Here is a 26,063-nt window from a genome sequence, read left to right as displayed (position 1 = left end):
GCATGATCCTGCCCGCCTACTGGTGGCTGCTGGCCTTGGTCGTGGTCATTCAGGGGCTTTTTTTCGTGCGGATCATTGTTTTACGAACGCGCGGGAAAGGAGTACAACCCTTGGCGCGTCCGGCGCTGGCCGCCATGGCGGTTTCCGGGCTGGCCGGACTGGCCTACGGGGTCGTGCAGCGCGATCCGCTGTTCTTCCTGGGCCAGGCGTGTTTGCTGATCCTCTATTACCGTATGCAACGTGAGCGAAATGACCTCGGATAAGCAAGGTTCCAACCTGAATTTCAAATCCCTGGCCAAGGGGCTGATCATGCTGGCCGTTCTCGGCGGGGCGGTGTATGTCTCCCGCGTTCTGGGCCTGGGCGACATGCTCTCCGACACCCAGTGGTTCAACGACCACGTGCTCGGGCGCGGGCCGCTGTCCGTGGTCATCTTCCTGGCCGTGAGCGCGGTTTTCACCGGAGTGGGGCTGCCCCGCCAGCTGATCGGCTTCCTGGGCGGATTCGCCTTCGGGATATTCGGCGGCACGCTGCTGTCCACCGTGGGCTCGGGGTTGGGCTGCGCCCTGGCCGCGCTGTATGGCCGCATGGGCGGCCGCGACCTGGTGGAGCGCAAGCTGGGCAAGAAGGTGCACAAGGTCAACCGTTTCCTCCAGCACGAGCCGTTCAACACGGCCCTGGCCATCCGGCTGTTCCCTCTGGGATCCAACCTGATCGTCAACCTGGCCGCCGGGGTCAGCTCCATCCCGCTGCTGCCCTTCGTGCTCGGCTCGACCTTGGGCTACATTCCACAGAATTTCATCTTCGCCCTGTTCGGCGCGGGCATGAACCGCGAGTCGACCACGGGCGTTGTCCTGTCCGTGGGCATGAGCGTGGCGTTGTTCGTGGTTTCGGGCTGGCTGGGCGTCCGGGTCTACCGGCGCTACCGCAGGCAGGCCGGCGTCCCGGAGGAAGCGGACGATTAGCCCCGGTCCGGGGGCGGCGAAGCGCCCGTCCGGCTGCGTCTACTCCGGGCGCAGGGAAGGGTAGCGGCGCGACAGTTCCCGCCACAGGAGCCAGACGGCTCCGGCCACGACCACGCCCCAGAGCCATCCGGCCAGGACGTCCGTGGGGAAATGCTTGCCCAGATAGACGCGGGAATAGCCCGCCAGGAGCGGCACCAACAGGGGCCACGCCTTGAGCCGGGGCCACAGGAGCAGGGCCAGCAGGGCCAGGCACATGGTGTTGGCGCTGTGGGCCGAAGGGTAGGAGGAGCCGCGCTCCTTGGTGCGGACGAAATCGGCCGGTCTGGTTTGCCACTGGCCGTTTTCCACGTAATGGGTCCCGGCGATCTGGTTGAGCGGCCGGACCCGGTGGATTTCGTCCTTGGCCAGCTTGGTGGTGAAGTCCGAAACGCCCATGCCCGCCAGCAGGACGAGGAAGAGGATGAGTTGTTTCTTGCCGCCCTTGATCACGGCCACGGCCACGGCCGCTGCCAGGAGGACCATGAGCACGCCCATGGACGAGAAGAGCGGCATGAGCCAATCGAGCAGGCCCGAGCGCCAGTGTTGGTTGATGAGCAGAAAGAGTTGCAGGTCCAGGGCGGGCGTGGCGAAAAACATGGCGTTCCTTTGGATTTTTTCGGAATGAATAGCCGTCTTTGGTCCGGCGGGCAACTCCGTGGTTGCCAAACCGTAAAAAAGGTTCAAGAGTCCCATTCATGGAAAGAGCGGTAAGAAAGGCGCGGCTGGCCGTGACCATGCCCAGGCTGAGCCGGTACGGCGGCGCGGAATCCTTTGCCTGGCGGCTGAGCGAGGCCCTGGCCGCGCGCGGCCATGCGGTGGACTTCATCTGCGCCCGGTGCGAGACCGATCCGCCCGACGGGGTCGAGCCCTTGGTACTGGGCCGTTTCGGGGCGTTCCGCCTGGTCAAGGTCCTGTGGTTCGCCTACGCTGCGGACAAGGCGTGCCGCAACGGCGGCTACGACCTCGTCTTCGGCATGGGCAAGACCCTGAACCAGGACATCCTGCGCATCGGCGGCGGGCCCATCTCCAAGTTCTGGGAACTGTCCCGGCGGGCCTGGCCCGAAGGGTTCGCCCGCTCCTTCAAGATGTTGCGCAGGCGGCTGTCCCCCGGCAACTGGGCCATCCACCTCATCGACCGCATCCGCATGCGGCGCACCCCGCGCATCGTCTGCGTCTCCCACCTGGTCCGCGACTGGCTGGTGGAGGCGCACCCGTCCCTGAACAAGGACGCCATAGACGTGGTCTACAACCGCCCGGACCTGGAGCGGTTCTCGCCCATCGGCAGCCAGGAGCGGCTGCGGCTGCGGGCCGCGTCCCAGATATCGGAAGACCAGGTGGTGGTGGCCACGGCGGCCACCAACTTCGCGCTCAAGGGAATCCGCCATTTGGTGGGCATGATGTCCCTGTTGCCCGAGAATTTCATCCTGCATGTGGCCGGGGGGCGCAACCCCGCCAAGTACGAACGTTTGGCCAAAGAGCTCGGCGTGGCCGACCGAGTCCGCTTCCTGGGCCGGGTGGACGACATGCCCGCCTTTTACCGCGCGGCCGACATCTTCATCCTGGCCTCGTTCTACGACGCCTGCTCCAACGCCGTGCTCGAGGCCCTGGCCTGCGGCTGCCGATCCGTGTCGAGCGGGCTGAACGGGAGCGCCCGCTTCCTGCCGCCGCGCTGGGTCTTTCCCGATCCGGCAGACGAAAAGAGTATGGCCGCCCTGGTCCGCCGGGTGGCGGACGAGCCGAGGCCCGGGCCGTTTGAGTGGCCGGAGGACGTGCGCTCGGGACTGGAGCCGTATATTGAAATGGTCGAGCGGGCGCTGGCCGAAAGATAGCGGACCGGAAAACGCGAAGCGGCCGGGGGATGGCATCCCCCGGCCGCTTCGCGTTTCACGCGTCGATCCATGGCTACAGTGACTGCAGCTCGCTCTCGAAGTATTCGATGGTCCGGGCCAGTCCGGCGCGCAGGTCGGTGTGCGGTTCCCAGCCGAGCTTTTCGCGGGCCAGGCCGATGTCGGGCTTGCGCTGCATGGGGTCGTCCGAGGGCAGGGGCCTGGAGAGGATTTTGGAACCGGAGCCGGTCAGGTCGATGACCGTCTCGGCCAGCTCGCGGATGGTGAATTCCGCCGGGTTCCCCAGGTTCATGGGCCCGATGAAGTCGTCGTCCGTATTCTCCATGAACCGGACCATGCCGTCCACCAGGTCATCCACGTAGCAGAAGCTGCGCGTCTGGTCCCCGCTGCCGTAGACCGTGATGTCCTCGCCCTTGAGGGCCTGGACCACGAAGTTGGAGACCACCCGGCCGTCGTTCATGGCCATGCGCGGGCCGTAGGTGTTGAAGATGCGGCAGACCTTGATGGCCAGCCGGTGCTGGCGGTGGTAGTCGAAGAACAGCGTCTCGGCGCACCGCTTGCCCTCGTCGTAGCAGGAGCGCAGGCCGATGGGGTTGACGTTGCCCCAGTAGCCCTCGGGCTGGGGATGGACCTCGGGGTCGCCGTAGACTTCGGAGGTGGAGGCCTGGAATATCCGGGCCCGCAGACGCTTGGCCAGGCCGAGCATGTTGATGGCCCCGTGGACCGAGGTCTTGGTGGTCTGCACCGGGTCGTGCTGGTAGTGGATGGGCGAGGCCGGGCAGGCCAGGTTGTATATCTCGTCCACCTCCACGTACAGGGGGAAGGTGACGTCGTGCCGGATGACCTCGAAGAAGGGATTGTCCAGCAGGTGCAGGATGTTGGACTTGCTTCCGGTGAAGAAGTTGTCCACGCAGATGACCTCCCGGCCCATGTCCAGGAGCCGTTCGCACAAATGCGAGCCGAGGAACCCCGAGCCGCCGGTAACGAGTACGCGATTTTTCATCATGCCGCTGGTTTGCAATAAAATAGCCGGGCAGTCAACAGGGCGGAAAAACCTTTACTGTTCGTGCGTTGCGGGTTTAAGAGGGATGGTAAACCGTTTTCGGGCGACCGTGTTCCGCATGAGATTCAAGAGGTTGGGGCGGTTTCGGAACAGGCCGCCCGGCATCAACAAGACAGGATTTTCCGATGATCGTGAATGTGGTGGAATGTTTGTCCGGCGCGCAGCGCGCCAAGGGTCTGGTCGTTATCGTGGACGTCTTCCGGTCCACCACCCTGGGCTGCTTCCTGGCGGCCGGGGGCGTGGCCGAGTATATCGTCACCGACAGCCTGGACCGGGCGCGGGCCATGGCCGCCGAACGCGGCGGCAAGGTCATCGGCGAGCTGGTAGACGTTTCGCCCAGCGATTTCGACTACCTCAACTCCCCGTACCTGATCGAGCAGGCAGATATCAGGGGCGAGACCGTGATCCACGTGACCAACGCGGGCACGCGCGGGTTGATGGTTTGCGAGAACGCGGACGAGGTCGTCATGGGCTCCTTTGTCAACGCCAAGGCCGTGGTCGACTACGTGCTGGCCAGGCAGCCCGAGGTGGTCACCCTGGTGGCCATGGGCACCGGCGGGACCATGCGCGCCCAGGAGGACATGATGTGCGCCATGTACATCAAGAACGAGATCGAGGAGTATCCCAACAGCTTCGAGACATTGAAGAAATTTCTCCACGACGTGGACACTGCGGCTAAGTTCTTCGATGACGCCCGCGAGGACTGTCCGGAAGAGGATTTCGACCTGTGCATGGACCTGGACCGTTTCGATTTCATCCTCAAGGGGGAACCTGTGGAGGGTGGCGTGCGGCTCGAGAAGGTGGACGTCCCCGCGAGGGAGACCGCCTAGGGGGAAGCATGAACGACCCGTTGCAGAAGATCCTCATCGTCGACGACTCCCGGACCAATCTGGCCCTGCTCGACCACATGCTCCGCGACGTGGAGTGCAAGGTGGTCCAGGCGGACAGCGGTCTGGAGGCCGTGGATCTGGCCCGGAACGACGATTTCGCGTTGATTCTTCTGGATATCCAGATGCCCGGCATGAACGGGTACGAGGCCGCGGCCAGGATCAAGGAGCACGAGCGCAGCCGCAGCGTGCCGATCATCTTCATCACCGCCATCTTCCAGGACGAGGAGAACGTGCGCCAGGGCTACGGGACCGGGGCCGTGGACTACCTCTTCAGACCGGTGGACGTGGACATTCTGATCAGCAAGGTCAAGGCGTTCCTGGAGATGAACCGCCAGAAGGTCCTGCTGGAGCGGGAGGTGGAACAGCGCCGCAGCACCGAGGCCGCCCTGCGCGTGGCCGAGGAGAAGTACCGGTCCATCTTCGAGCGGGCCATCGAGGGGATTTTTCAATGCACCCCGGAAGGGGAGTTCCTGGAGGCCAACCCGGCCATGCTGCGCATCCTCGGCTACGACCGCATGGAAGACGTGGTCGGCAGGACCGCCTTCCGGGACAGGTTCATGCCCGAGGAGAGCGAGCGGTTGATGTACCACGAGCTCATGGAGCTCAACGGGGCCGTGACCGGTTTCGAGTTCCGCCTGCAGCGCCGCGACGGGCAGGTGGTCTGGTGCTCGGAGTCTTCCCGAATTATCAGGCCGGACAACGGCGAGGCCTTCATCGAGGGGGTCCTGGAGGACATCACCGAACGCAAGAACGTCGAGCTTGAGCTTAAACGGCTGGCCACCCTGGACAGCCTGACCGGCATCGCCAACCGCCACCGGTTCTTCGACCGGCTGGAGCACGCCCTGGCTCTGGCCAAACGTTACGGGACCAAGGTGGCCGTGCTCTTCGTGGACCTTGACGAGTTCAAGCGGGTCAACGACACCCACGGCCACCAGACCGGCGATGAACTCTTGCGTCAGGTCGCCGAGCGGCTGCAGCAGCGCACCCGCGAGTCCGACACCCTGGCCCGCCTGGGCGGGGACGAGTTCGGCATCCTCCTGCCCGGGGTCACCGACCAGGAGGGCACCCTGAGCTTCACCCGCAACCTCCTGGACGTGGTCCGGCAGCCCTACGATGTGGGCGGCCTGGAACTGGTCATCGGGGCGACCATCGGCATCAGCTTCTACCCCGACGACGGCAAGGACACCGTGACCCTGATCAGCCGCGCGGACGCGGCCATGTACGGAGCCAAGAAAAAAGGCAGGGCCGATTACGGCACCTTTGCCGAATATGATTCGCCGGATTAGATCGGCGGCATTTTTCTGAGCGTTTTTTCAAGGGGCGTTTCGCATGGGCGGAACGCCCTTTTTCATTCTCGCAGGCTATGATTTTCCGCCTTGCCGGAGGAGGGGCGCATGCTCGGGAAGCAAGGCGGGGCGGGGGCTGGGCAGAGTGAAGAAAATTACATACTTAGGCGGTGGGTTCTTTATGAAAAAAGGCGCAAGGTGCTTGACTTGGGGCTTTTTTCGGGGCATGGAACTCGTTAATTCTTGAAAAATTTATTGGTTCAAGATTCCCGCAAATTTACTGCCAAAGGATGGGGTATGATTTTCAATTGGCTGCATTTTGCAATTGTCTTGTTTCTGCTCGCTGGCCTGTTGTTTGCCATCGGGCCGTTGATCCTGGCAGGACTGCTCGCCCCCAGAGCGAGGGGAGGGGACATCGGCATGCCGTACGAATGCGGCATGATCCCCTACGGCAGTTCGTGGGCCCGGTGGGGCGTATCCTATTATGTATACGCCCTGATCTTCCTGGCCTTCGACGTTGACGTCCTTTACCTGTTCCCGGTCTCCACGGCGTACATTGACGCCGAGGGCTGGGTGCCCTTCGTGAAGGTCTTCATCTTCCTGTTCTTCCTTATTCTCTCCGTCATCTATTTTTGGGCGAAAGGGGTGTTCACATGGCCGCGCAGGATTCAGTAGTGCAACAGGAGTACCTGACGGCGGGCAACCATCGCATGGATCCGCCCATCGTCAACATGAAACTGGCCCAGGACATCTTCGACGTCTGCCGCTCCATGTCCCTGTGGCCCATGACCTTCGGTCTGGCCTGCTGCGCCATCGAGATGATGGCCACCGGCATGGCCCGGTTCGACATGGCCCGCTTCGGGGCCGAGGTCTTCAGGCCCTCGCCGCGCCAGTCCGACGTCATGATCGTGGCCGGCACCGTGACCAAGAAGATGGCGCCGGCCGTTGTCCGGCTCTATGAGCAGATGCCCGGACCCAAGTGGGTCATCGCCATGGGCAACTGCGCCATCTCCGGCGGCCCCTTCAAGATCAAGGATAATTACAACGTGATCCAGGGCGTGGATACGCTCATCCCCGTGGATGTCTACGTGCCGGGCTGTCCGCCCAGGCCCGAGGGGCTGCTCGAGGGATTCTTCGAGCTCCAGCGCCTGATCACCGGCAAACGTTGGTGGCCCGTCGCCGCCAAGGTGGAGGGTTAGCCATGTTGCAGCCTTTGGAAGGAGTGGCGACCAAGTGCGTCGCCAAACAGGATCCGGCGGCCACAGGGCACGCCTGGTCGGTCTTTCTGGCGCCGGGCCAGATTCTCAAGGCCGCCGGGAAGCTGTTCGAGGCCGGGTATTCCCTGGAGGACATCCTCGCCCTGGACGTGGATGAGGGATTTCTGGTGCAATACCATTTCAACCGATGGACCCCGAACGAGCGGGTCGTCCTCCGCGTCCTCGCGGACAAGGACAACCCCGTGGTTCCGTCCATCACATCCGTCTTCGACGGTGCCGAGTGGCATGAGCGGGAGACCCGCGACTTCCACGGCGTCGTGTTCGAGGGCAATCCCAACCTCGTGCCGCTGCTCATGCCGGTGGAGGACAAGGATCTCTTCCCGTTGCGCAAGACCGACAAGGTGCGCAAGTCCGTCAAGGATTTGCTCACCCTGGGTGAAGTCGTGTCCTGCTCCCCGGAAGTGGAAGCATTGTTTGCGGAAGCGGAGGCCGGGGAGGCCTCCGACGCGTAGGCCGGGGCGACCGGTCGGTATCAAACACCGGACTGAGAGTGTATGTCGGCTTACCAGAATACAGAACAAATGAAGGGTGATTTCTACACCCAGAAGTTCGAGGCCGGGAAGCAGGACGGCACCCTGATCATCAACATGGGTCCGCAACACCCGTCGACGCACGGCGTATTGCGGATCGTGATCGAGGTGGACGGCGAATACATCGTCCGTGCCGAGCCCGTGCTGGGCTACCTGCACCGCATGCATGAAAAAATGGGCGAGACCCAAACCTGGGGAGGATTCATCCCCAACATGGGCCGCGTCGACTACGGCCACGCCATGGCCTGGAACTGGGCCTACGTGGGCGCGGTCGAAAAACTGATGGGCATCGAGGTGCCGGAAAGGGCGGAGTACCTGCGGGTCATCATGACCGAGTTCAACCGCCTGGCTTCCCACCTGCTGTGGTGGGGCGCGTACATCCTCGACCTCGGCGCGTTCACGCCCATCATGTACGCATTCGACGATCGTGAAATGCTCCTGGACATCCTGCAGAGGCCGTCGGCCTCCAGGCTGACCTACAGCAACTTCCGCGTCGGCGGCGTGCAGATGGACTTCGACGACAAGTGTATCGAACTGATCAAGGCGTTCATCCCGCACTTCCGCGAGAGATTGCCCATGTACCATGATCTCGTCACCGAGAACCTCATCCTGCGCCGCCGCATCGAGGGCATCGGCATCATCGACCAGGACATGTGCCGCCGCTACGGCTGCACCGGTCCCGTGGTCCGTGGCGCCGGCGTCGCCTACGACGTGCGCAAGGGCGAGCCGTACTCGATCTACGACCGTTTCGATTTCGAGATTCCCACCAGCGACACCTGCTGTTCGGCGGGGCGCTACCACGTCCGCCTGGCCGAGATGGAGCAGTCCCTGCGCATCATCGAGCAGGCCCTGGAGCAGCTCCCTTCCGCGGAGGGCAAGCACATCGTGGACAAGGCTCCCAAGCCGTCCATGAAGCCGCCGGCGGGCGAGGCCTACTTCAACGTTGAGGGCGGCCGGGGCAAGATCGGCGTCTATGTCGTGTCCGACGGCGGCAAGGTGCCGTACCGCGTCAAGCTGCGCGCGCCCGGGTTCTCCAACCTGAGCGCCTTCGCCGAGGCCGCCACCGGCACGCTCCTGGCGGACGCCGTGGCCATCCTGGGCAGCCTGGACCTGATCATTCCTGAAATCGACCGGTAGGGGGAATTCATGAACGCATTTGTAACAAACCTGTTAGTCCTGATCATAGCGGCGGTGGCCGCCATGGCCTGGCTGGGGATAAACGCCCTGGTGTGGGTCTACTGCGAGCGCAAGTTCGCGGGCCACATCCAGCGCCGTCCCGGCCCCTTCGAGGTCGGCCCCCACGGCGTGCTCCAGCCCCTCATCGATGGCCTGAAACTCATGAGCAAGCAGCTCCTGACCCCGGACAACGCGGACGCGGCCCTGTACTGGCTGGCCCCGATCCTGTCCATGCTGCCGGTGCTGCTGCTCTTTTTGCCCATCCCGTACGGCCCGGTGCTGACCGGCATGGACGTCAACCTCGGCCTGCTGCTCATCCTGGCCTTCTCCAGCTTCAACGGGCTGGCCGTCATCCTGGCGGGCTGGGCCTCCAACAACAAATGGGGCGTGCTCGGTGCGGCCCGTGCCGTGTCCCAGACCGTGGCCTATGAAATCCCGCTGCTGCTCACCGTGCTGGCCATCTCATTCATGACCGGCACCCTGAGCCTGACCGAGATCACGGCCATGCAGGAAGGGTACATCTGGAACTGGTTCATCTTCAGGAACCCGTTCACCTTCCTGGCCTTCTTCGTCTTCATCATCGCCATGTTCGGCGAGACCAACCGCGCCCCGTTCGACCTGGCCGAGGCCGAGTCCGAGCTGACCGCAGGCTTCCACACCGAGTATTCCTCCATGGGCTTCGGCCTCTTCTTCATGGCGGAATACGGCTACATGGTCGTCATGTGCTCCGTCTGCTCCGTCCTGTTCCTGGGCGGCTACCACGGCCCCATCCCCGGCATCGACGGGTGGTGGTGGATGCTCGTCAAGACGTACGCCCTGTTGTCGCTCATGGTCTGGGCCCGCTGGACCTACCCCCGAGTCCGGTTCGACCAGCTGCTGAACATCAACTGGAAATGGTTGCTGCCGCTGGCCACCTTCAACCTGTTGGCCATCGCGCTGATCGTGAAGCTGTAGGGGGGTAGAAATGGGTAAATTCAAAGAAAACGTCATTCAGCCGATTCTCGACTGCTGGTCCCTGATCGTGGGCCTGAAGATCACGGGCAAGTACTTCTGCAAGCCCCTGATCACGGTCCACTATCCCCGGCAGGTCATCGACGACGAGAATCTGGAAACATACGGCGGGCACGTCGAACTCATCGGCAAGCCCAAGGACCCGGCCATGCCCAAGTGCATCTCCTGCATGATGTGCGTGACCAACTGCCCGAGCAAATGCCTCACCGTGGTCAAGTCCAAGCCTCCCAAGCCCACAGCGGCCGAGGAAGCGGCCATGAAGGCGGCCGAGGAAGCGGGGGAAAAGGTCGTCAAGCCCAAGGCCCCCAAGAACCCGGCCAAGTTCATCTACGACTACACCCTGTGTTCGCTGTGCGGCACCTGCATCGACAACTGTCCGGCCAAGTCGCTGAAATTCTCCAATAATATCTATTGGGTGGCGACTTCCAGAAAAGAGATGAAAATCGATCTTCTCGCCCGGCTCAAGGAGCAGGCCACGGAGCTTTCCGCGCCTGCCCCCAAGACCGAGGCCGCCCCGGCCGCGGCGGAGAAGGAGGCCTAATATGGAAGTCTTGGCAAAAATAGCATTCGGCGTGTACACGCTCGTCATTCTGGGCGGGGCCGTCCTCGCCGTGTCGAGCGGCAGCCTGGTGCGCGCCCTCATCGGCCTGATCACCACGCTGGTCGGCGTGGCCGGGATGTATCTGCTCCTGGCGACGCCCTTCATGGCCTTCATGCAACTGCTCATCTACATCGGCGCGGTCAGCGTTCTGATCTTCTTCGCGGTCATGCTGACCCGGGCGGAGCAGGGCGGCGACGAGTCCGACAAGGCGCCCATGAAGCGCTACGTATACGGCCTGGCGGCCACCATGGCCCCGGCGGCCCTGTTGGGCTGGCTGGTCATGACCCGGCCCGCCGCGTCCGTGGCCGTGCCCGTGGAAGTGACCATCAAGCAGCTCGGCGACGGGCTGCTCGGTTCCTACTTCCTGCCCTTCGAGCTGATCTCGGTCATCCTGATGGTCGCCATGTCCGGCGCCGTCCTGCTGGTCTGGGAAAAGCGGGGCCAAAAGAACGGAGGGGACAAATAATGAGCGCACTGACCCTCTATCAAATCGTCGCCCTGATTCTCCTGTGCGCGGGCCTGTTCGGCCTGACCCAGCGCAGGAGCCTCGTCGGCATGCTGATCTCGGTGGAGCTGATGCTCAACGGCGCGGGGCTGTCCATGGTGGCGGCCGCGCAGCTGACCGAGTTCAGCGCGGTCCTCGGACAGCTCGGCACCCTGTTCGTCATGGGGCTGGCCGCAGCCGAAGCCACGCTGGTCCTGGCCATGATCGTGGTCGTTGCAAGGCGTTTCAAATCCGCCAAATCCAGTGACATCACTACTCTGAAGGAATAACTATTATGGAAGGTGTAACGACATATAGTCCCATTCTTCTGCCGGTGGTGTTCACGCTCCTCACGCCGCTCTTCATCTACCTCTGTAGAGGGGAAGAGAACCGGCGGGAGGCGATCAGCTTCATCGGTGCGTTCCTGACCTTCACCTCGGTGCTCTGGATGGCGCCGAAAGTCCTCGCCGGACAGGTCCTCTACTACCACGTAACCACCATCCTGCCGGGAATCACCATAGCCTTTGCCGCGGACGGGCTGTCCATGGTCTTCGCCCTGATCGCCCCGTTCCTCTGGTTCTTCGTGACCAGCTACAACATCGGCTACATGCGCGGCCTGAACGAGCACGCGCAGACCCGCTACTACGTATGCTTCGCGGTGGCCATCTTCGGCGCCATCGGCGTGGCCCTGTCGGCCAACGTGTTCACGCTCTACCTCTTCTACGAGGTCATCACCGTGTTCACGTACCCGCTGGTCTACCACCACGAGGACGACGAGGCCAAGGTCGGTGCCCGCAAGTATATCGTCTACTTGATGGGTACCTCCAAGCTCTTCCTGCTGCCCGCCATGGTTCTGACCTACGTGCTGGTCGGAAACCTCGACTTCAACCTGGCCGATATCCAGCACGGCATGTTCTCGGCCCAGGTCATCGCCGAACACCCCAGGCTGGTCGCCCTGACCTACTGGCTGTTCATCTTCGGCATCGGCAAGGCGGCGCTCATGCCGTTCCACAACTGGCTGCCTTCGGCCATGGTCGCGCCCACCCCGGTCTCGGCCTTGCTGCACGCGGTGGCGGTCGTCAAGGCGGGCGTGTTCTGCGTCTGCCGCATCGTGCTCTCGGCCTTCGGGACCAAGACCGCCGCGGCCCTGACCATGAGCCAGCTCTACATCGGGTCGCCCGGCTCCTGGCTCGGCGACCTGTCCATCGGCATGGGCACGGCGTACATCGCGGCCTTCACCCTGACGGTGGCCTCGTTCATCGCCCTGACCAAGGACGACATCAAGGCGCGGCTGGCCTACTCGACCGTGGCCCAGCTGTCCTACATCGTGCTCGGCGTGACCATGCTGGTCGACTCGAGCGTGCAGGGCGGGGTGATGCACATCGCCCACCACGCCTTCTCCAAGATCACGCTGTTCATGGCGGCGGGCGCCATCTATGTCGCCTGCCATCTGAAGAAGATCAGCCTGATGGACGGCCTGGGACGGCGCATGCCGCTGACCTTCGGCGCATTCGGTATCGCTTCCCTGTCCATGATCGGCATGCCGCCGGTCTGCGGGTTCGTCTCCAAATGGTACCTGGTCAACGGCACGTTGGACGCGCACCAGTGGCCGCTTCTGTGCGCGCTGCTCCTGTCCACCGCGCTCAACGCGGGCTACTTCGTGCCCATCACCTACAGGGCCTTCTTCAAGAAGCCCCTGCCCGAGGCCAACATCGGCCAGTACAACGAGCCGTCCATGACCATGGTCATCCCGTTGTGCATCACGGCCTTCATCTCGGTGTTCTTGGGTCTGTATCCGCAGACATTCCTGAACTTCGTCAACGTTCTCGGCAAGTTCTAGGGGGGTATATATGAGTCAACAAAATGGATTGGGCGAGCTTCTCGCCAAATGGAGAGACAACTGGAAGACGTGGAGGACCATCTTCTTCGTCGTGCTGGGCGTGCTCGTCCTGCTCAACATCCCGTTCGTCACGCATCATCCGCACTTCGGTCTCGACAAGTACCCCGGGTTCTTCGCCGGATTCGGCCTTGTCGTCGGGCTGGCCATGGTCATCATCATGAAGAAGATCATCCAGCCGTTCATCGCCCGCAAGGAGGACTACTATGGGGACTGATATCTTCATCCACCCCGCGGTGGGCTTCCTCCTGCTGGCCCTGCTGGTGCCCCTGATGCCGGCAAGCCTGTGGAAGAACAAGGCGTTGCGCGGCGCGCTGGCGATCATCCCGCCGCTGATCGCCCTGTATTCCATCTTCACGGTGAATGCGGGCTCCTACGGGGTGCTGCACTACCTTGATCAGGCCCTGACCTTCGGGCGCGTGGATAAATTGTCCATCGTCTTCGGCCAGGTCTTCGCCATCATCTCCTTCATCGGCTGCATCTACGGCATGCACGTGGAGGACAAAGGGCACTATGTCTGCGCCTCGCTCTACGTGGCGGGCGGATTCGGCTGCGTGTTCGCGGGCGACCTGCTGACGGTCTTCCTGTTCTGGGAGCTGATGTCCATCGGCTCGACCTTCCTCATCTGGCAGGCCAGAACCCAGGAATCCGTGCACGCCGGTTTCCGCTACTTCCTGTACCACACGGTGGGCGGCCTGTTCCTGCTTGGCGGCCTGCTCCTGAAATACAAGGCCACGGGCGGCTTCGCCTTTGACCTCGTCAACCCGGCCGAGGCCCATCTCTACGATTGGCTGATCCTGACCGGCTTCTGCGTCAACGCCGCGGTCGTGCCCCTGCACGCCTGGCTGCCCGACGCCTACCCCCGCGCGTCCGTGGCCGGTGCGGTGTACATGTGCGCCTTCACCACCAAGACCGCGGTCTACGTGCTCTGCCGGGGCTTTGCCGGCTGGGAGGTTCTGGCCATCGCCGGTACCTTCATGGCGGTCTACGGAGTCCTTTACGCGTGCATCGAAAACAACGCCCGGCGCATCCTGTCCTACCACATCGTCTCCCAGGTGGGGTACATGGTCGCGGGCATCGGCATCGGCACGGCAATGACCATCAACGGCGCCGTGGCCCACGCCTACGCCCATATCCTTTATAAGGGGCTGCTCTTCATGGGCACCGGCGCTATCCTGTACTCGGTCGGCACGGCCAAACTGGACGAACTCGGCGGCCTGGTCACCAAGCTGCCCTGGGTCATGGTCTGGTACATGGTCGCGGCCCTGTCCATCTCCGGCATGCCGCTGTTCAACGGCTTCATCTCGAAGACCATGACCATCGCGGGCGCTGCCGAACATCACCGTACCTTCCTCGCCTTGGGCATGGAGATAGCGGCGGTCGGTACGTTCATCTCGGTGGGCATCAAGCTCCCGTACTTCGCGTTCTGGGGGCGCAAGAAGGAATTCACGGGCGAGGTCAGACCGCTGCCCGTGAACATGTACGTCGGCATGGCGCTGTGCGGCCTGCTCTGCATCGCCCAGGGCGTCTACCCCCACATGCTCTACAAGTACCTGCCCATGGCGGTGGAAGGGCACGCCTTCCATCCCTGGACCATCGACAAGGTCATCAACGCGGGCCTGCTGCTCGGCTTCTCGGGCCTGGCCTTCTACCTGACCCGCTACATCATCACGCCGCACAAGGCGCTCAACCTGGACTTCGACTGGTTCTACCGCCTCATCGGCAAGGTGACCATGAAGGCCGTCTGCTGGCCTTCGGCCAAGGTTGACGACGTCTGGACCGAGGTCTACCGGACCGTCGGCCTGCGGTCGCTCATCGGCATGGGGAAAGGCACTTCCTGGTTCGACAAGAAGGGCATCGACACGGTGGTGGACGGCAGCGCCTACACCGTCAGGAACATCGGCAGGGCGGGGGCCAAGGTCCAGACAGCCAACCTGCAGGATTACCTGGCGCTGGCCGCCGTTCTCGGCTTGGGCATCTTCGCCCTGGTATGGTACTTCGGCTAAGCCGGACAATCTAAGGAGAGCTCATTTTGGACTTCGGATATCCGGTACTCACAATATTGATCGCATTCCCGCTCATCGCGGCGTGCGGACTCTTCTTCCTGCGGGCCCCGCAGGTGGTGAGGTATTACACCATGGCGGTGTCCCTCATCGAGTGTCTGCTGGCTGTGCCGCTCATGGGCTTCAAACTCAACGCTGATTTCCAGTTCGTCGAGCAGATCGACTGGGTCCACCAGTGGGGCCTGCAGTACTACCTCGGCGTGGACGGAATCAGCATACTCATGGTCCTGCTGACCATCGCGGTCCTGCCGCTGTGCGTCATGTGCTCCTGGACCTACATCGGCAAGCGGGAGAAGGAATTCCACTTCTGCCTGCTGTTTATGACATCCTCGGTGCTCGGCGTGTTCTGCGCCCTGGACCTGGTCTTGTTCTACGTGTTCTGGGAAGCCATGCTCATCCCCATGTACCTGCTCATTGCGGTCTGGGGCGGCGACGACCGCAAGTACGCGTCGCTCAAGTTCTTCCTGTACACCCTGGCGGGGTCCACTCTGCTCCTGGCGGCCATCGTAGCCTTCAGGGTCACGGGCGGCACCTTCTCCATTCCGGACCTGATGCAGATGAACTTCAGCTTCCGCTTCCAGTTCTGGGCGTTTTTGGCCATGGCCCTGGCTTTCGCCATCAAGGTGCCCATGTTCCCGTTCCACACCTGGCTGCCCGCGGCCCACGTGCAGGCTCCCTCGGCCGGTTCCGTCATCCTGGCGGCCGTGCTGCTGAAGATGGGAACCTACGGATTCCTGCGCTTCTGCCTGCCGCTCACCCCGGCGGCCAGCGAGTACTTCGCCCCCATGATGATCGCGATCTCCATCGTGTCCATCCTGTACGGCGGAGCCATCGCCCTGGGGCAGTCCGACATCAAGAAGCTGGTCGCCTACTCTTCGGTGGGCCACATGGGCTTCGTGACGCTGGGCATCTTCCTGTTCAACCAGCGCGGCGTGGAAGGCGCGCTCTTCCAGATGCTCAACCACGGCATCGTCACCGGCGCGCTGTTCATGATGATCGGCGCGGTCTACGAGCGCAGCCACAGCCGCGAGATCAGCAAGAACATGGGCCTCGGCAAGTATCTGCCCGCCTTCATGTTCTTCTGGGGGTTGATGGCCCTGGCCTCCTTCGGATTCCCCGGAACCAACGGGTTCGTGGGTGAAATCCTGGTCTTCATCGGCGCTTTCCAGGACTCTCCGTTCATCGGCATGTTCCTGGTGCCCGGCGCGCTGCTCGGCGCGGCCTACATGTTCCGCGTCTCGCTGAAGATGGCCTGGGGCAAGCCCAGCACGGCCAAGGCCTGGCGCGACCTGAACGCGCGGGAGTGGATCTACCTGACCATCCCGGCCGTGTTCGTGCTCTGGATCGGCCTGGCGCCCACCGGCTTCTTCAAGATCATCGACCCGTCCGTCAACAAGCTGCTCAACGACTTCGACCAGCGCAAGGTCGCTGCCGTGGAAGCCGAGCAGCCTATGCAAACAGCCGCCGCCGACCTCTCGGGCCTGCTGGCGGAAAAGGAATAGGGGGCTTACGACGTGAACTTCAACATCACTGCGCTTGTCCCGGAACTGTTCTTCCTGTGTATGGTGCTGGCCCTCATGGTCCAGTCGCTGGGCAGCAGGGAGTGGAAACCGCCGGTTGAGAAATGGCTGCCGTTCGGCGCCTGCGCCGCATTCTTCGTGACCATCACCGGCTTCCATCTGCATGGATCCATGTTCTGGGACGTCTACAAAGTGGACCTCATGTCCCAGTTCTTCAAGATCGTCATAACCTTCGGCTTCTACGTGGTCGTGCTCAACGCCTCGCGCCAGCCGACTCTGGAAGAGGGCAAGCGGGCGGACTACTACATGCTGCTCGGCTTCTCCACCCTGGGGTTGATGATGCTCGCCTCCTCCGTGGAGCTGATCACCATCTACCTGGCCCTGGAGCTGGCCTCCTACTCCATGTACGCGGTCATCCCGCTGCGCGCCAAGGACAAGGGCGCGGCCGAGGCGGGCATCAAGTACATCATGTTCGGCGCGGTCGCCACGGCCCTGGCCCTGTACGGCTTGTCCTACATCATGGCCACCCAGCACACGACCTACATCGCCGAGCTCATGAACAAGCCCTGGTCCTTCGCCGACCAGCCCATGGCCGTTGTCGGCCTGTCGCTCTTTTTGGGCGGCATGTTCTTCAAGCTGGCCCTGTTCCCGTTCCACTTCTGGTGCCCGGACGTCTACCAGGGCGCCAGCAACGAGACCGCCGCGTTCGTGGCGACCATGCCCAAGATGGGCGCCATCGTTGTCTTGTGCCGGTTGGCCGTGCTGCTCAAGCCCGGCCTGGAGATCACCACCATCCTGGCCGTGCTCGGCGCGCTGTCCATGACCTTCGGCAACCTGTCGGCCCTGGCCCAGACGGACATAAAGAGACTGCTCGGCTTCTCGTCCGTGGCCCATGCAGGCTACATCATGGTCGGCCTGGTTTCGGGCACGCCCGAGGGCCTCGGCGCGGCCGCCTTCTACGGCATGGCCTACCTGGTCATGAACCTGCTCGTGTTCTGGATCGTCAGCCGGGTGGCCAGTGACGGCCGCAACCTCCAGCTGTCCGACCTGAACGGCCTGTACAAGAAGGCCCCGGTCCTGGCGTTTTCGCTGGCCGCCGGCGCGTTCGCCCTGGTTGGCCTGCCGCCGACCATGGGCTTCATGGGCAAGTTCTTCCTGATCCAGTCCGCCTGGGATCACGGCTACAACTGGCTGGTCATCACCCTGGTGGTCAACTCGGCCATCGCCATCTTCTACTACCTGTCCCTGTTCCGGCACGCCTTCACCGAAGAGTCCGCGCCGAGCCAGGCGGCTCCGCCGGATAACGGCTGGTTCGCCTCCGCAGGCGCGGGCATGCTGGCCGCCGCCGTGCTGCTCATCGGCATGGTCCCGGCGCCCCTGTTCAACTTCGCCATCAACGCAGGCAAGACCCTGTACGGCATCACCGTCACCTTTGCGGGCGGCGGGCACTAGGACAGGCTGCATAAACCAATAAAAAGGGCGGAAGCGGTGCTTCCGCCCTTTTTATTGGTTGCAGCCTCCGGCGGCCGGGGGAAGGGGAAGAGGGAAATCCTTTGAGAAAAGGGCTTCCCTCTTCCCCTTCCCCCGACCCCCCATCCCCATCTCCCTTCCTAAATTTAGTGGGCCACTTCGCGGGAGGTGTGGGTGTTTTTTCGTGGGATGTATTTGACCAGGGTGGGAGGGCGGTTTAGAAGGAAGCAGCAGCAAACGGCGGATATGGCTGCTGCCTGGAACGTGTGGAGGGACGCGGTCCACTTGATCCTTTTGTCTATTCACTCCAACACGCGCAGGATGATTGCCATGAATATCCGATCCATGAAGCTGGCCTATTTTTCACCCACCGGAACCACCTCGTCCATTGTCGAAGCCATTGCAGATGGGCTGGGCTATGACGTAACCGAAGACGCGGACCTGACCATGCCCGGGGCGCGGAGGGAGCCGCTCTCGGCCTCGGCCGACGAACTGCTGGTGGTCGGCGTGCCGGTCTACGGCGGGCGCATCCCCCTTCTTCTCGAACCGTGGCTGCGCAGCCTGAATCTGGACGGGACGTCCGTTGTCTGCGCGGTTGTGTACGGCAATCGCGCCTTTGAGGACGCATTGATCGAGCTGTCCGACATCGTCACCGAACAGGGCGGTGTGGTCCTGGGCGGCGCGGCCTTCATCGGCGAGCATTCCTTTTCCAGCGACGAGTATCCCGTGGCCGTGGCCCGGCCCGACGCGGACGACTTGCGCGGGGCCGAGGACTTCGGGCGCAAGGTGCGCAGTACCCTGGATGCGCTCGCCGACATCGGCGCGGCATCCGAACCGGCCATCCCCGGCGACCGTCCCTACAAGGAGCGCAAGCCGCGCGGCCCGGTGGACTTCATCCAGGTCGGCGACGAGTGCGTCCTGTGCGGCGTCTGCGCCGAGCAGTGTCCGGTCGGGGCCATCGACGACGCGGATTTTAAGAGCACGGATCCGGATAAGTGCATCATGTGCTGCGCCTGCATCAAGGTCTGCCCCGAGCACGCCCGCACCACCAGGACCGGCAGCCCGGTGGAGGGCTTCGCCAAGTGGCTGAACGAGAATTGCGCCGAGCGCAAGGAGCCGGAGTATTTTCTCTAGGCCGCTCGGTGAGTTGTTCTTGCCTTGCCTGGGACTGAAGATGTCGGATACGGTGGGAACAAATTCACCGTCCGGCAACAGGAGGAGTTATGGACAGCTCGCTCGTACGCAGTCTTGATCCGGAATTCGAGCCAGTGGCGATCGTCTGGAGCGACGACGTTCCCGATGACGTTTTCCAATTCAAGGAGGGGAGGTTCGGTTGTACCCTCTATCTCTTTGCCGAGGCTTCCTTGAACGGGAAGACTGCGGCCGGCAGCCGTAAGACCGTCATGTGCCCCGGAGGACGCGCCGCCCTGGGGCTCGGCGTCGACTTCGATGCGTCCGAGGAAATGCTCGATCAGCACGCGGCCCTGTTCAGTAAAGGTGTGCGTTCTGCCCGCAACAAGAAGGCTTATGAAACGGTCATGGAGGGCATTCCCCGCACTTGGCGGGACATGTACGAATATGGCGAGCGCAGACACAGCTCCGGCGATCTGGCCAGGGATTGGATCCTGCACGAGTTGCCCCGCTATGACATCCCGTACGATTATGTCCTGTTCAAGCCGTTGAGCCGGGTGGAAAACGGCGAAAACATCCGGGCGGTCATTTTTCCGGTCAATCCGGTTGAGCTCTCCGGCCTGGTCACCCTGGCCGGGTCGGTCATGCCCGGCGTCGATCCGGTCCAGGTCCCCCAGGGGCCGGATTGCACCAGTCTGGCCGCGTTCGCCTATGCCCAGTCCGAAGCCGGGAATCCCCGGGCCGTCCTGGGGATGATGGGCCTTGATGGCCGGGAAATGATGCGCAAACGATTCCGGGACGACGTGTTGACCTTCACCGTGCCCATGCCGCTGTTCGAGCGCATGGAGGCCGAAGCCGACGATTGCGTTTTCCAGCTTTCCTCGTGGGCGAAGCTGGCCGGTTGAGGCTGCATGAACCAATAAAAAGGGCGGGAGCGTTGCTCCCGCCCTTTTTTATTGGCTGGCCCGGCGTCCATCCTTTTCCAAAACGTTTCGTTACCGTTGCGGGTGGGGCAGCCGAAGGGACATTGCAAGGGCGTGTCGGGCCATGGTGTGCACGACCAAGTGGTGGAAGGGGCGGATGACCGTGAAGTAGATGCGGGCCTGCCAGCGCAGATAGGTGGCCGCCGTGACCAGGCGAAACCGGTTGAGACCGTCCGGCCCCGGCTCGCGGACAAAGGCCAGGTGCCCGGCAATCATCCCGTCGCTCGCCTCGCCGAGCCAGAAGCGATCCTCGTCGCCGTCCAGGACCGTGAAGAACGCGCCCAAGTCCCCCGGGGTGAACGAGAGGGCCTCCGGGGCGATGTCCTCCTTGCGCGGCACTTCCTCCTGCCGTGTTCCCAGCAGCATGACGAAATACTCCCGGATGCGGTAAAGAAAACGCATCCAGCCCGGCATGTAGGAAAGACATGCCGCCGCGAATTCACGCAGCGATTGCGGCGACTCCATGGTCTTTACGTGCAGGTAGTCGACGTGGGCCAGGTGTCCGGCAAGGAACGGCATTGTTTCGAGATGACCGCGGTCCGGCATGGCAGCCTCCGTTGTTGGTATGGTCTTTCTTCGACTAGGTTGACTCTAATGTAAAATTACTATACAAAAAAATCAAGAATAATGATTTTAATAGATAGTAGAGAGGTTGACCGATGAAAATCAGTGCACAGCGGAAGGACGAAAACCGGCGGGCCATCCTGGATGCGGCCGTCGACCTGATGATCGAGAAGGGGTTCCGGTCCATGACCATGCGGGCCGTGGCCCGGAAGGCCGGGATCGGAGACGCGACCATCTACAACTATTTCCCCACCAAGGAATCCCTTGTCCAGGGGTATTACATGGAGTCGCTGGAGAATGCGGTGAACTCTCTGGCCGAGGTGGACGATTTCGGCAGCTACGACCTGCGCGAGCGCCTCCAGGCGCTGCTTGAGACCGTATTGGAGGGATACCTGGGCGACCGGGAGTTCGTGGAAGAGACCTTCTCCTCCATCTTTTTCAGGCCTGTACCGGCCGACCGGGGTGTGCGTTCCATCCGTGCCCGGTTCCTGGAGATCGTCAAGGAACAGTTCGAGGCGGCCGTCGAGTCCGGAGAGTTGCCGGATCTCATGCTCAAGGAACTGGTCTACCACTGCCTCTGGGACTATTACGTGGCCGTTACCCTGTACTGGCTTCGCGACGATTCGGAGCAGTTCGCCAATACCACGGTTTTCATCGATAAGAGTCTGGATCTGGGCTATGCCATGCTCAAGGCGGGCGTCCTGGACAAGATCACCGGTCTGGCTTCGTTTCTGTTCAAATCCCACGTCCTGAGCCGCATTGAAGTGTTCATGGAGGGACGGGATACCCTCAACCGGCTCAAGGACGAGTTTCTCGGCCATGCCCCCGCGTGACAAGACGCCGGAAGGGCGGCTGGCCAGAGGGTTGGTCTACGGCGGCACGGCCGCGCGCATGGGCGGAAACTACCTGAAGTATGCCGCCGGGAAGCCCTTTGTTCCCGGCCGGGATAGGGAACGGGCGCGCCGGAATCTGGCGGAAAAGAATGCCGTGGCCCTGTTTGACGGGTTGAGCAGGCTCAAGGGCACGGCGCTTAAGATCGCCCAGATGCTGAGCCTGGAGCTGGACCTCTTTCCGGCCGAGGTTCGTCGCGAGCTGGAAAAATCGTACACCGACGTCCCGCCCATGAACCGGGCCATGGCCCGCAAGATGCTGGTCAACGCCTACGGGGAAAAGCCGGAGGCAATCTTCATGTCCTTCGATTCCTCAGCCTTTGCCGCCGCCAGCCTGGGACAGGTCCATAGGGCCGTGGGACCGGACGGGGCGCAACTGGCCCTGAAAATACAGTATCCGGGAATCCGGCGGACCATCGGCGATGACATCAGACTGCTGCGGGGACTGCTGCGCCCCTTTGCCGATCACAAGACGCTGGAACCGGCCGTCGCTGAGATCGAGGCGCGTTTTCTGGAAGAGACGGACTACCTGAGCGAAGCGGCCAACGCCCGGTTTTTCCGGGACAGCCTCGGCATGGCGGACATCCGCACCCCGGAGGTTTTCGATGATTTATGCCGGGAGCAGGTCCTGTGCATGTCCTTTGTGGAGGGAGCGCCCCTGAACCACTGGCTGGCGGCCGATCAGCCCCGGGAAGCCAGGGACGTGGTCGCCCGGCGGCTGAATGACCTTTTTCTCAGAAGTTTTTACGAGCTTGAGTGCATCCACGCCGATCCCAATCCCGGCAACTATCTCATCGCGGACGACCTGGCCATCGGACTGGTGGATTTCGGGTGCGTCAAACGCTTTTCATCGGATTTCGTCCGCCTCTACCGGCGTCTGCCCCGGATCATCATGCAGGGCCGGAAGAAGGCGTATTTCGAGGCCCTCCGGGAAATGGAGGTAGTGAAAGGAGATATAGGCCGTGAGGCGGAAGAGGCGATTTATGAATGCGCCTACGCCTTCGGCAAGTGGCTGGGCAGGTTGTTCGAGCAGGAGTATTTCGATTTCGGCCAAGAGACCGGCTACATCGGCGAGGGCAAGGAGATCATGCGGGCCATGTTTCAGCACCGCAAGCATTTCGTCATGAACCCGGATCTGGTCTTCCTGGATCGTACCCGGTATGGCCTGCTGCGCATTTTCGAGCAACTGGGGTGCAGGATATCCCTGCGCAATCCCTATGAGTGCCTGGATGATGCGGAAGAAAAGGAGTGATGCCATCATGAATGATCACGGCGCATGCGCCCATGTGGCGGGTTTCGGCTTTTGGGAGAAAGCAATCGTTCGGGTGAGCTATTACCTCGCGGCCCTTGTCGGGGTGTACGGCATGTGGCCCGTTGCACCGGGGCTGGCGCTGGGGTATGCGGCCTTTGTCCTAGGCGCATATTACCTGCTTATGCGCTACACGGTCTGCGCCCGCTGCCCGCATCTTTTCCAGGCCGGGGACTGTCTGTTCGTCCCGGCACCCCTGGCGAAAACGTTCATCGGGCCCCGGCCGGGCCGCCTCAACGCGTGGGAGTTCGCCATCCTGCTGGCCGCCCCCCTTGGAACGCTCCTCATTCCTCTCTATTGGCTTGCCGCCAGGCCGGTGCCGTTGGCCGCGTTTGTGTTGCTCAACCTTGGGTGCGCAGCCTATATCACGCGCCGCATCTGCCGGAGGAAGTGCCGGGTTCTGATCTGCCCGCTCAATCGCAATCCCGCTTTTAAGTAGCCTTCTCCTTGCCTCGGCCGGATCGCGGCGTTATTTATGAGGATAAGGAAGTGATCCAATGCACGAAACCAGCCTGGGCGGCACGCTCCGCGACTATCTCTCCGGCGAGGAGATCGACGAGACCACCTTCGAGGAGTTCCGCCAGCTCCTGGCCCGCCTCCTGGTGGAGGAGAAGGGGTACCCCAAGGACCGGCTTAAGGCCAAGGTCCCGCTGAAGTACTGCGTGGAAGGCGAGGAGTTCGAGCGGACCATCGACTTCGTGCTCTACGGCGGACAGGGAGAGCCCGTCTTCCTGGTCATGTTCTGCGCGGGCGACGTGGCCACCTTCGAACGCGAGACCGTGTGTGCGGCCCGGCTCATCGACGGCGGCCCGGTCCCGTACGCCCTGGTCACCGACACCATGGACGCCACCCTGCTCGATGTGCGCACCGGCGACGAGATGGCGCGCGGCATGAACGCCGTACCCGACTACAAGCGTCTCATGGAGATGGTCGACGCGGCCGAGATCAGGCCTTTGAGCGAAGAACAACGCGAAAAGCAGACCCGCGTGTTCCACACCTATTGCGGCTTCGTCTGCGGCGACCACTGCGAATGTTCGTTACCGCCCATGCCTTCCTTCCCGTTGAAAAAGTAGGGCTGAGGACCGTCGAAGCGACTGCTATCAAATAGAATAAACGTGTTTTTGCGAGGGGGCTGGCATAAGGCCTTTAGCCAGACGCGGGAAAGCCGGGCGTGAGCCCGGCTTTTTCTTTTTCAAAGGGGAGGTTGAAAGGGATCAATCCACGAAGACGATGCAACCTTCCGGGCAGGTGTTCATGATGTCGCGCACCTCTTCCTCGGTGACCTCGGACCTGCACACATAGGGCATGTCCAAGGCCTCGTCCCACTGAAATACGTCCGGGTTGAGGTCGATGCAGCCCTGACAGGAGCGGCAGTCCCCCAACTCGATGGCCACTTCACGATGCTTTGTACATGTATTGGTATCGTTCATATTTTGATAATAGTTACTAACAGACAGGCTGGCAAGTATTATCATGCGCTTTGGTGATGATCGGCAGTGTTGTCTTGAACAGCGGTTGACATTATTCTGTTTAGCACCTAAACGAAAATCATGCGCTCTTTTGAAGAACTCTTTTCCATGCTCAATCTCTTCGGCTCGGCCCTGAACAAATATGCCGTTGTGGACGGGCACGCGTCGGACTTCGGGGTGGGCGTCGACCTCCACCCGTCGGAAATACATATGGTCTCCCGCGTGGACTGTCGCGACGGGGTGGGGGTGACCGAACTGGCGGAGGAGATCGGCATCACCAAGGGCGCGGTTTCGCAGATGGTCACCCGGTTGGCCGACAAGGGGCTGCTCGTCAAGGAACCGGACTTGGAGAACCGTGCCAGGGTGGTCATCCGGACCACGGAAAAAGGCCATACGGCCAGCGAGAACCACCTGGAATTCCACCGGACGCACGACAAGGTCTTTCTCGAATACCTGGCCGGGTTGGACGACGAGGAGTATGCCTGCGTGAAAGAAGTGGGCGAGCAGTTGAACCGCTGGATGGACGAGTACATGTAATTTTTTTGCTTAATAAGTTTAGCAACTAAACACTGGAGGCAGTATGTTGTTTCCCGACCCCAAGGCCGATTTCATGCCCGTGAACAACATGATGATCGAGGCCGTGGCCCCCAGGGCGGTCATGGCGGCGGTGGACCTGAAACTGTTTGACCGTCTTTCGGGCCGCAGCCTGGATCCGTCCGCTCTCGCCGAAGAGGCCGGGCTGGTGGCCGAGCGACTGCAGCCGGTTCTCGATATCCTGGCCGCCCTCGCGCTGCTGGAGCGGGATGGCGGACGGTACGCCAACTCGTCCACGGCCGAGGAGTTCCTGGTCAGCGGCTCGCCGTTGTACCAGGGAGATTATCTGGCCGTGACCATGGGGTTCTCCACCTCCATCGAACGATCCATAGCCGACCTGTTGGCCGGGAAGCAGCCTGACAGGGAGGGCACGGACCACGGCTGGTCCGTGGAAAGGGTCATGGACGGCACCGCCCAGAACGCTCTGTGGGGCGGGGCCAAGGGAGTGGCGGACGTGGCCGCGTCCTTGCCCGGCTTCGAATCGTTCAGGGCAATGTGCGACATCGGGGGCAATCACGGGCTCTACACCTTGGGGGTGCTGGACCGCAACCCGTCGCTCGCCGGGACTATCTTCGACCTGCCGGATGTGGCCGCGCAGGCCGCCAAACGTTGCCATCGACTGGGATACGGTGACCGGGTGGAGACCGTGGGCATGGATTTGCGTGAAGGGGACCTTCCCGAGGCGCGCTTTGATCTGGCCGTGACCTCGCATGTCCTCTACGCCTTCAGGGACGACCTTTCGGGGGCGCTGCGTAAGATAGCGGACAGCCTGAAACCGGGCGGTTGGTTCATCTCCCACCACTATTGCGGCGGTTGCGCGCCGGAGGGCGCCCTGCGCGAGGCGTGCCTGGAGATGGTCACTCGGCTGGCCGGGTATCCGTCCCATTTCATCGGCAGGGAGCAACTTAGCGCGGCCTTGGACGAGGCCGGGTTCGAGACGCCGCGATTTCACGACGTGCCGGGCCGGGACATGAATCTGATCGCCGTCGCCCGAAAGCGGTAGGAG

General features: G+C 62.5%; 30 protein-coding genes. 26 read left to right on the top strand and 4 right to left on the bottom strand.

Going from position 1 to position 26,063, the window contains the following annotated elements; translation table 11 throughout:
- Nucleotides 1-2: 2 nt before the first annotated feature.
- Nucleotides 3-263, top strand: coding sequence for a lipid A biosynthesis domain-containing protein (locus tag ACR42D_RS11760; RefSeq protein ID WP_484566996.1), 261 nt, complete (start codon nt 3-5; stop codon nt 261-263).
- Nucleotides 250-963, top strand: a complete 714-nt coding sequence (locus tag ACR42D_RS11755) for a TVP38/TMEM64 family protein (RefSeq protein ID WP_484566995.1) — start codon at nt 250-252, stop codon at nt 961-963. Before ACR42D_RS11760 ends, ACR42D_RS11755 begins: the two co-directional genes overlap by 14 nt.
- Nucleotides 964-1,002: 39 nt before the next feature.
- Here ACR42D_RS11755 and ACR42D_RS11750 read toward each other — a convergent pair whose 3' ends face one another.
- Nucleotides 1,003-1,599 carry a phosphatase PAP2 family protein gene (locus ACR42D_RS11750; RefSeq protein ID WP_484566994.1) on the bottom strand — a complete coding sequence of 199 codons (597 nt, stop codon included), beginning with the start codon at nt 1,597-1,599 and terminating at the stop codon, nt 1,003-1,005.
- Nucleotides 1,600-1,697: 98 nt separating this feature from the next.
- Between ACR42D_RS11750 and ACR42D_RS11745 the strand changes: the two genes are divergently transcribed.
- Complete coding sequence (locus ACR42D_RS11745; RefSeq protein ID WP_484566993.1) at nt 1,698-2,831, top strand: glycosyltransferase family 4 protein; 1,134 nt, start codon at nt 1,698-1,700, stop codon at nt 2,829-2,831.
- 73 nt (nt 2,832-2,904) lie between these two features.
- On the opposite strand, the gene ACR42D_RS11740 is transcribed toward ACR42D_RS11745, so the two are convergent.
- Entirely contained in the window at nt 2,905-3,855 is a 951-nt protein-coding gene (locus ACR42D_RS11740) for a UDP-glucuronic acid decarboxylase family protein (RefSeq protein ID WP_484566992.1), read from the bottom strand.
- A 182-nt stretch (nt 3,856-4,037) separates the two neighbouring features.
- Between ACR42D_RS11740 and ACR42D_RS11735 the strand changes: the two genes are divergently transcribed.
- The 17 genes from ACR42D_RS11735 to ACR42D_RS11655 all read left to right on the top strand — a co-directional run bounded on the left by ACR42D_RS11735 (nt 4,038) and on the right by ACR42D_RS11655 (nt 20,153).
- Nucleotides 4,038-4,742 (top strand): 2-phosphosulfolactate phosphatase, encoded by a 705-nt coding sequence (locus tag ACR42D_RS11735; RefSeq protein ID WP_484566991.1) that lies wholly within the window; start codon nt 4,038-4,040, stop codon nt 4,740-4,742.
- A gap of 8 nt (nt 4,743-4,750) precedes the next feature.
- Nucleotides 4,751-6,088, top strand: a complete 1,338-nt coding sequence (locus ACR42D_RS11730; RefSeq protein ID WP_484566990.1) for a diguanylate cyclase domain-containing protein — start codon at nt 4,751-4,753, stop codon at nt 6,086-6,088.
- Nucleotides 6,089-6,385: 297 nt separating this feature from the next.
- The gene (locus ACR42D_RS11725) at nt 6,386-6,763 is read left to right on the top strand and encodes an NADH-quinone oxidoreductase subunit A (protein ID WP_484566989.1); all 378 of its coding nucleotides are present in this window, start codon (nt 6,386-6,388) and stop codon (nt 6,761-6,763) included.
- A complete protein-coding gene (locus ACR42D_RS11720) occupies nt 6,742-7,287 on the top strand; it encodes an NADH-quinone oxidoreductase subunit B (RefSeq protein ID WP_484566988.1) in 546 nt (181 codons plus the stop codon). Before ACR42D_RS11725 ends, ACR42D_RS11720 begins: the two co-directional genes overlap by 22 nt.
- A 2-nt stretch (nt 7,288-7,289) precedes the next feature.
- Nucleotides 7,290-7,817, top strand: a complete 528-nt coding sequence (locus tag ACR42D_RS11715) for an NADH-quinone oxidoreductase subunit C (RefSeq protein WP_484566987.1) — start codon at nt 7,290-7,292, stop codon at nt 7,815-7,817.
- Between the two features lie 42 nt (nt 7,818-7,859).
- Complete coding sequence (locus tag ACR42D_RS11710) at nt 7,860-9,032, top strand: NADH-quinone oxidoreductase subunit D (RefSeq protein WP_484566986.1); 1,173 nt, start codon at nt 7,860-7,862, stop codon at nt 9,030-9,032.
- A gap of 9 nt (nt 9,033-9,041) precedes the next feature.
- Nucleotides 9,042-10,025 (top strand): NADH-quinone oxidoreductase subunit NuoH, encoded by a 984-nt coding sequence (gene nuoH / locus ACR42D_RS11705; protein ID WP_484566985.1) that lies wholly within the window; start codon nt 9,042-9,044, stop codon nt 10,023-10,025.
- A 10-nt stretch (nt 10,026-10,035) separates the two neighbouring features.
- A complete protein-coding gene (locus tag ACR42D_RS11700) occupies nt 10,036-10,623 on the top strand; it encodes a 4Fe-4S binding protein (protein WP_484566984.1) in 588 nt (195 codons plus the stop codon).
- A 1-nt stretch (nt 10,624) separates the two neighbouring features.
- The gene (locus ACR42D_RS11695) at nt 10,625-11,149 is read left to right on the top strand and encodes an NADH-quinone oxidoreductase subunit J family protein (protein WP_484566983.1); all 525 of its coding nucleotides are present in this window, start codon (nt 10,625-10,627) and stop codon (nt 11,147-11,149) included.
- Nucleotides 11,149-11,457 carry an NADH-quinone oxidoreductase subunit NuoK gene (gene nuoK / locus ACR42D_RS11690; protein ID WP_484566982.1) on the top strand — a complete coding sequence of 103 codons (309 nt, stop codon included), beginning with the start codon at nt 11,149-11,151 and terminating at the stop codon, nt 11,455-11,457. The genes ACR42D_RS11695 and nuoK overlap by 1 nt, the downstream gene beginning before the upstream one ends.
- 5 nt (nt 11,458-11,462) lie before the next feature.
- Entirely contained in the window at nt 11,463-13,007 is a 1,545-nt protein-coding gene (locus ACR42D_RS11685; RefSeq protein WP_484566981.1) for a monovalent cation/H+ antiporter subunit D family protein, read from the top strand.
- A gap of 10 nt (nt 13,008-13,017) precedes the next feature.
- Nucleotides 13,018-13,281 carry a hypothetical protein gene (locus tag ACR42D_RS11680; protein ID WP_484566980.1) on the top strand — a complete coding sequence of 88 codons (264 nt, stop codon included), beginning with the start codon at nt 13,018-13,020 and terminating at the stop codon, nt 13,279-13,281.
- Nucleotides 13,271-15,070: a Na(+)/H(+) antiporter subunit D gene (locus ACR42D_RS11675; protein WP_484566979.1), complete on the top strand. Its 1,800-nt coding sequence runs from the start codon at nt 13,271-13,273 to the stop codon at nt 15,068-15,070. The genes ACR42D_RS11680 and ACR42D_RS11675 overlap by 11 nt, the downstream gene beginning before the upstream one ends.
- Before the next feature lie 23 nt (nt 15,071-15,093).
- On the top strand, nt 15,094-16,629 hold the full coding sequence (locus ACR42D_RS11670) for a complex I subunit 4 family protein (protein ID WP_484568461.1): 1,536 nt from the start codon (nt 15,094-15,096) through the stop codon (nt 16,627-16,629).
- Between the two features lie 12 nt (nt 16,630-16,641).
- Nucleotides 16,642-18,099, top strand: coding sequence for an NADH-quinone oxidoreductase subunit N (locus tag ACR42D_RS11665; protein WP_484566978.1), 1,458 nt, complete (start codon nt 16,642-16,644; stop codon nt 18,097-18,099).
- 348 nt (nt 18,100-18,447) lie between these two features.
- A complete protein-coding gene (locus tag ACR42D_RS11660; RefSeq protein ID WP_484566977.1) occupies nt 18,448-19,251 on the top strand; it encodes a 4Fe-4S binding protein in 804 nt (267 codons plus the stop codon).
- 89 nt (nt 19,252-19,340) lie between these two features.
- On the top strand, nt 19,341-20,153 hold the full coding sequence (locus tag ACR42D_RS11655) for a DUF169 domain-containing protein (RefSeq protein WP_484566976.1): 813 nt from the start codon (nt 19,341-19,343) through the stop codon (nt 20,151-20,153).
- A 90-nt stretch (nt 20,154-20,243) separates the two neighbouring features.
- Here the strand turns inward: ACR42D_RS11655 and ACR42D_RS11650 are convergent, their stop codons facing one another.
- Nucleotides 20,244-20,777: a DUF2867 domain-containing protein gene (locus ACR42D_RS11650; RefSeq protein ID WP_484566975.1), complete on the bottom strand. Its 534-nt coding sequence runs from the start codon at nt 20,775-20,777 to the stop codon at nt 20,244-20,246.
- 113 nt (nt 20,778-20,890) lie between these two features.
- Between ACR42D_RS11650 and ACR42D_RS11645 the strand changes: the two genes are divergently transcribed.
- The 4 genes from ACR42D_RS11645 to ACR42D_RS11630 are packed head-to-tail and all read left to right on the top strand — an operon-like array spanning nt 20,891 to nt 24,067.
- Nucleotides 20,891-21,628, top strand: a complete 738-nt coding sequence (locus tag ACR42D_RS11645; protein ID WP_484566974.1) for a TetR family transcriptional regulator — start codon at nt 20,891-20,893, stop codon at nt 21,626-21,628.
- The gene (locus ACR42D_RS11640; RefSeq protein WP_484566973.1) at nt 21,615-22,937 is read left to right on the top strand and encodes an ABC1 kinase family protein; all 1,323 of its coding nucleotides are present in this window, start codon (nt 21,615-21,617) and stop codon (nt 22,935-22,937) included. The genes ACR42D_RS11645 and ACR42D_RS11640 overlap by 14 nt, the downstream gene beginning before the upstream one ends.
- 7 nt (nt 22,938-22,944) lie before the next feature.
- A complete protein-coding gene (locus ACR42D_RS11635; protein WP_484566972.1) occupies nt 22,945-23,433 on the top strand; it encodes a hypothetical protein in 489 nt (162 codons plus the stop codon).
- 58 nt (nt 23,434-23,491) lie between these two features.
- Nucleotides 23,492-24,067, top strand: a complete 576-nt coding sequence (locus tag ACR42D_RS11630) for a type I restriction enzyme HsdR N-terminal domain-containing protein (protein WP_484566971.1) — start codon at nt 23,492-23,494, stop codon at nt 24,065-24,067.
- Between the two features lie 141 nt (nt 24,068-24,208).
- On the opposite strand, the gene ACR42D_RS11625 is transcribed toward ACR42D_RS11630, so the two are convergent.
- The gene (locus ACR42D_RS11625) at nt 24,209-24,424 is read right to left on the bottom strand and encodes a 4Fe-4S domain-containing protein (RefSeq protein ID WP_484566970.1); all 216 of its coding nucleotides are present in this window, start codon (nt 24,422-24,424) and stop codon (nt 24,209-24,211) included.
- Between the two features lie 120 nt (nt 24,425-24,544).
- Here ACR42D_RS11625 and ACR42D_RS11620 point away from each other — a divergent pair, with 120 nt between their 5' ends.
- Entirely contained in the window at nt 24,545-25,000 is a 456-nt protein-coding gene (locus tag ACR42D_RS11620; protein WP_484566969.1) for a MarR family winged helix-turn-helix transcriptional regulator, read from the top strand.
- Between the two features lie 43 nt (nt 25,001-25,043).
- Nucleotides 25,044-26,060 carry a methyltransferase gene (locus tag ACR42D_RS11615; RefSeq protein ID WP_484566968.1) on the top strand — a complete coding sequence of 339 codons (1,017 nt, stop codon included), beginning with the start codon at nt 25,044-25,046 and terminating at the stop codon, nt 26,058-26,060.
- Nucleotides 26,061-26,063: the final 3 nt, after the last annotated feature.

This window comes from Pseudodesulfovibrio sp. lm2024 (assembly GCF_051175575.1).
GTDB lineage: Bacteria > Desulfobacterota > Desulfovibrionia > Desulfovibrionales > Desulfovibrionaceae > Pseudodesulfovibrio > Pseudodesulfovibrio caledoniensis.
The sequence above is the reverse complement of the archived record's forward strand: the minus strand, read 5'-3'. Positions and strand labels throughout refer to the sequence as shown.

What these genes read in the sequence shown, in the direction of transcription:
- ACR42D_RS11695 (WP_484566983.1), top strand. Translation starts at nt 10,625, where the DNA reads ATGGAAGTCTTGGCAAAAATAGCATTCGGCGTGTACACGCTCGTCATT.
- ACR42D_RS11620 (WP_484566969.1), top strand. Translation starts at nt 24,545, where the DNA reads ATGCGCTCTTTTGAAGAACTCTTTTCCATGCTCAATCTCTTCGGCTCG.
- ACR42D_RS11675 (WP_484566979.1), top strand. Translation starts at nt 13,271, where the DNA reads ATGGGGACTGATATCTTCATCCACCCCGCGGTGGGCTTCCTCCTGCTG.
- ACR42D_RS11745 (WP_484566993.1), top strand. Translation starts at nt 1,698, where the DNA reads ATGGAAAGAGCGGTAAGAAAGGCGCGGCTGGCCGTGACCATGCCCAGG.
- ACR42D_RS11635 (WP_484566972.1), top strand. Translation starts at nt 22,945, where the DNA reads ATGAATGATCACGGCGCATGCGCCCATGTGGCGGGTTTCGGCTTTTGG.
- ACR42D_RS11750 (WP_484566994.1), bottom strand. Translation starts at nt 1,599, where the DNA reads ATGTTTTTCGCCACGCCCGCCCTGGACCTGCAACTCTTTCTGCTCATC.
- ACR42D_RS11615 (WP_484566968.1), top strand. Translation starts at nt 25,044, where the DNA reads ATGTTGTTTCCCGACCCCAAGGCCGATTTCATGCCCGTGAACAACATG.
- ACR42D_RS11715 (WP_484566987.1), top strand. Translation starts at nt 7,290, where the DNA reads ATGTTGCAGCCTTTGGAAGGAGTGGCGACCAAGTGCGTCGCCAAACAG.
- ACR42D_RS11735 (WP_484566991.1), top strand. Translation starts at nt 4,038, where the DNA reads ATGATCGTGAATGTGGTGGAATGTTTGTCCGGCGCGCAGCGCGCCAAG.
- ACR42D_RS11760 (WP_484566996.1), top strand. Translation starts at nt 3, where the DNA reads ATGATCCTGCCCGCCTACTGGTGGCTGCTGGCCTTGGTCGTGGTCATT.
- ACR42D_RS11725 (WP_484566989.1), top strand. Translation starts at nt 6,386, where the DNA reads ATGATTTTCAATTGGCTGCATTTTGCAATTGTCTTGTTTCTGCTCGCT.
- ACR42D_RS11680 (WP_484566980.1), top strand. Translation starts at nt 13,018, where the DNA reads ATGAGTCAACAAAATGGATTGGGCGAGCTTCTCGCCAAATGGAGAGAC.
- ACR42D_RS11720 (WP_484566988.1), top strand. Translation starts at nt 6,742, where the DNA reads ATGGCCGCGCAGGATTCAGTAGTGCAACAGGAGTACCTGACGGCGGGC.
- ACR42D_RS11625 (WP_484566970.1), bottom strand. Translation starts at nt 24,424, where the DNA reads ATGAACGATACCAATACATGTACAAAGCATCGTGAAGTGGCCATCGAG.
- ACR42D_RS11710 (WP_484566986.1), top strand. Translation starts at nt 7,860, where the DNA reads ATGTCGGCTTACCAGAATACAGAACAAATGAAGGGTGATTTCTACACC.
- ACR42D_RS11630 (WP_484566971.1), top strand. Translation starts at nt 23,492, where the DNA reads ATGCACGAAACCAGCCTGGGCGGCACGCTCCGCGACTATCTCTCCGGC.
- ACR42D_RS11650 (WP_484566975.1), bottom strand. Translation starts at nt 20,777, where the DNA reads ATGCCGGACCGCGGTCATCTCGAAACAATGCCGTTCCTTGCCGGACAC.
- nuoK (WP_484566982.1), top strand. Translation starts at nt 11,149, where the DNA reads ATGAGCGCACTGACCCTCTATCAAATCGTCGCCCTGATTCTCCTGTGC.
- ACR42D_RS11685 (WP_484566981.1), top strand. Translation starts at nt 11,463, where the DNA reads ATGGAAGGTGTAACGACATATAGTCCCATTCTTCTGCCGGTGGTGTTC.
- ACR42D_RS11700 (WP_484566984.1), top strand. Translation starts at nt 10,036, where the DNA reads ATGGGTAAATTCAAAGAAAACGTCATTCAGCCGATTCTCGACTGCTGG.
- ACR42D_RS11730 (WP_484566990.1), top strand. Translation starts at nt 4,751, where the DNA reads ATGAACGACCCGTTGCAGAAGATCCTCATCGTCGACGACTCCCGGACC.
- ACR42D_RS11645 (WP_484566974.1), top strand. Translation starts at nt 20,891, where the DNA reads ATGAAAATCAGTGCACAGCGGAAGGACGAAAACCGGCGGGCCATCCTG.
- nuoH (WP_484566985.1), top strand. Translation starts at nt 9,042, where the DNA reads ATGAACGCATTTGTAACAAACCTGTTAGTCCTGATCATAGCGGCGGTG.
- ACR42D_RS11660 (WP_484566977.1), top strand. Translation starts at nt 18,448, where the DNA reads ATGAATATCCGATCCATGAAGCTGGCCTATTTTTCACCCACCGGAACC.
- ACR42D_RS11640 (WP_484566973.1), top strand. Translation starts at nt 21,615, where the DNA reads ATGCCCCCGCGTGACAAGACGCCGGAAGGGCGGCTGGCCAGAGGGTTG.
- ACR42D_RS11655 (WP_484566976.1), top strand. Translation starts at nt 19,341, where the DNA reads ATGGACAGCTCGCTCGTACGCAGTCTTGATCCGGAATTCGAGCCAGTG.
- ACR42D_RS11755 (WP_484566995.1), top strand. Translation starts at nt 250, where the DNA reads ATGACCTCGGATAAGCAAGGTTCCAACCTGAATTTCAAATCCCTGGCC.
- ACR42D_RS11740 (WP_484566992.1), bottom strand. Translation starts at nt 3,855, where the DNA reads ATGATGAAAAATCGCGTACTCGTTACCGGCGGCTCGGGGTTCCTCGGC.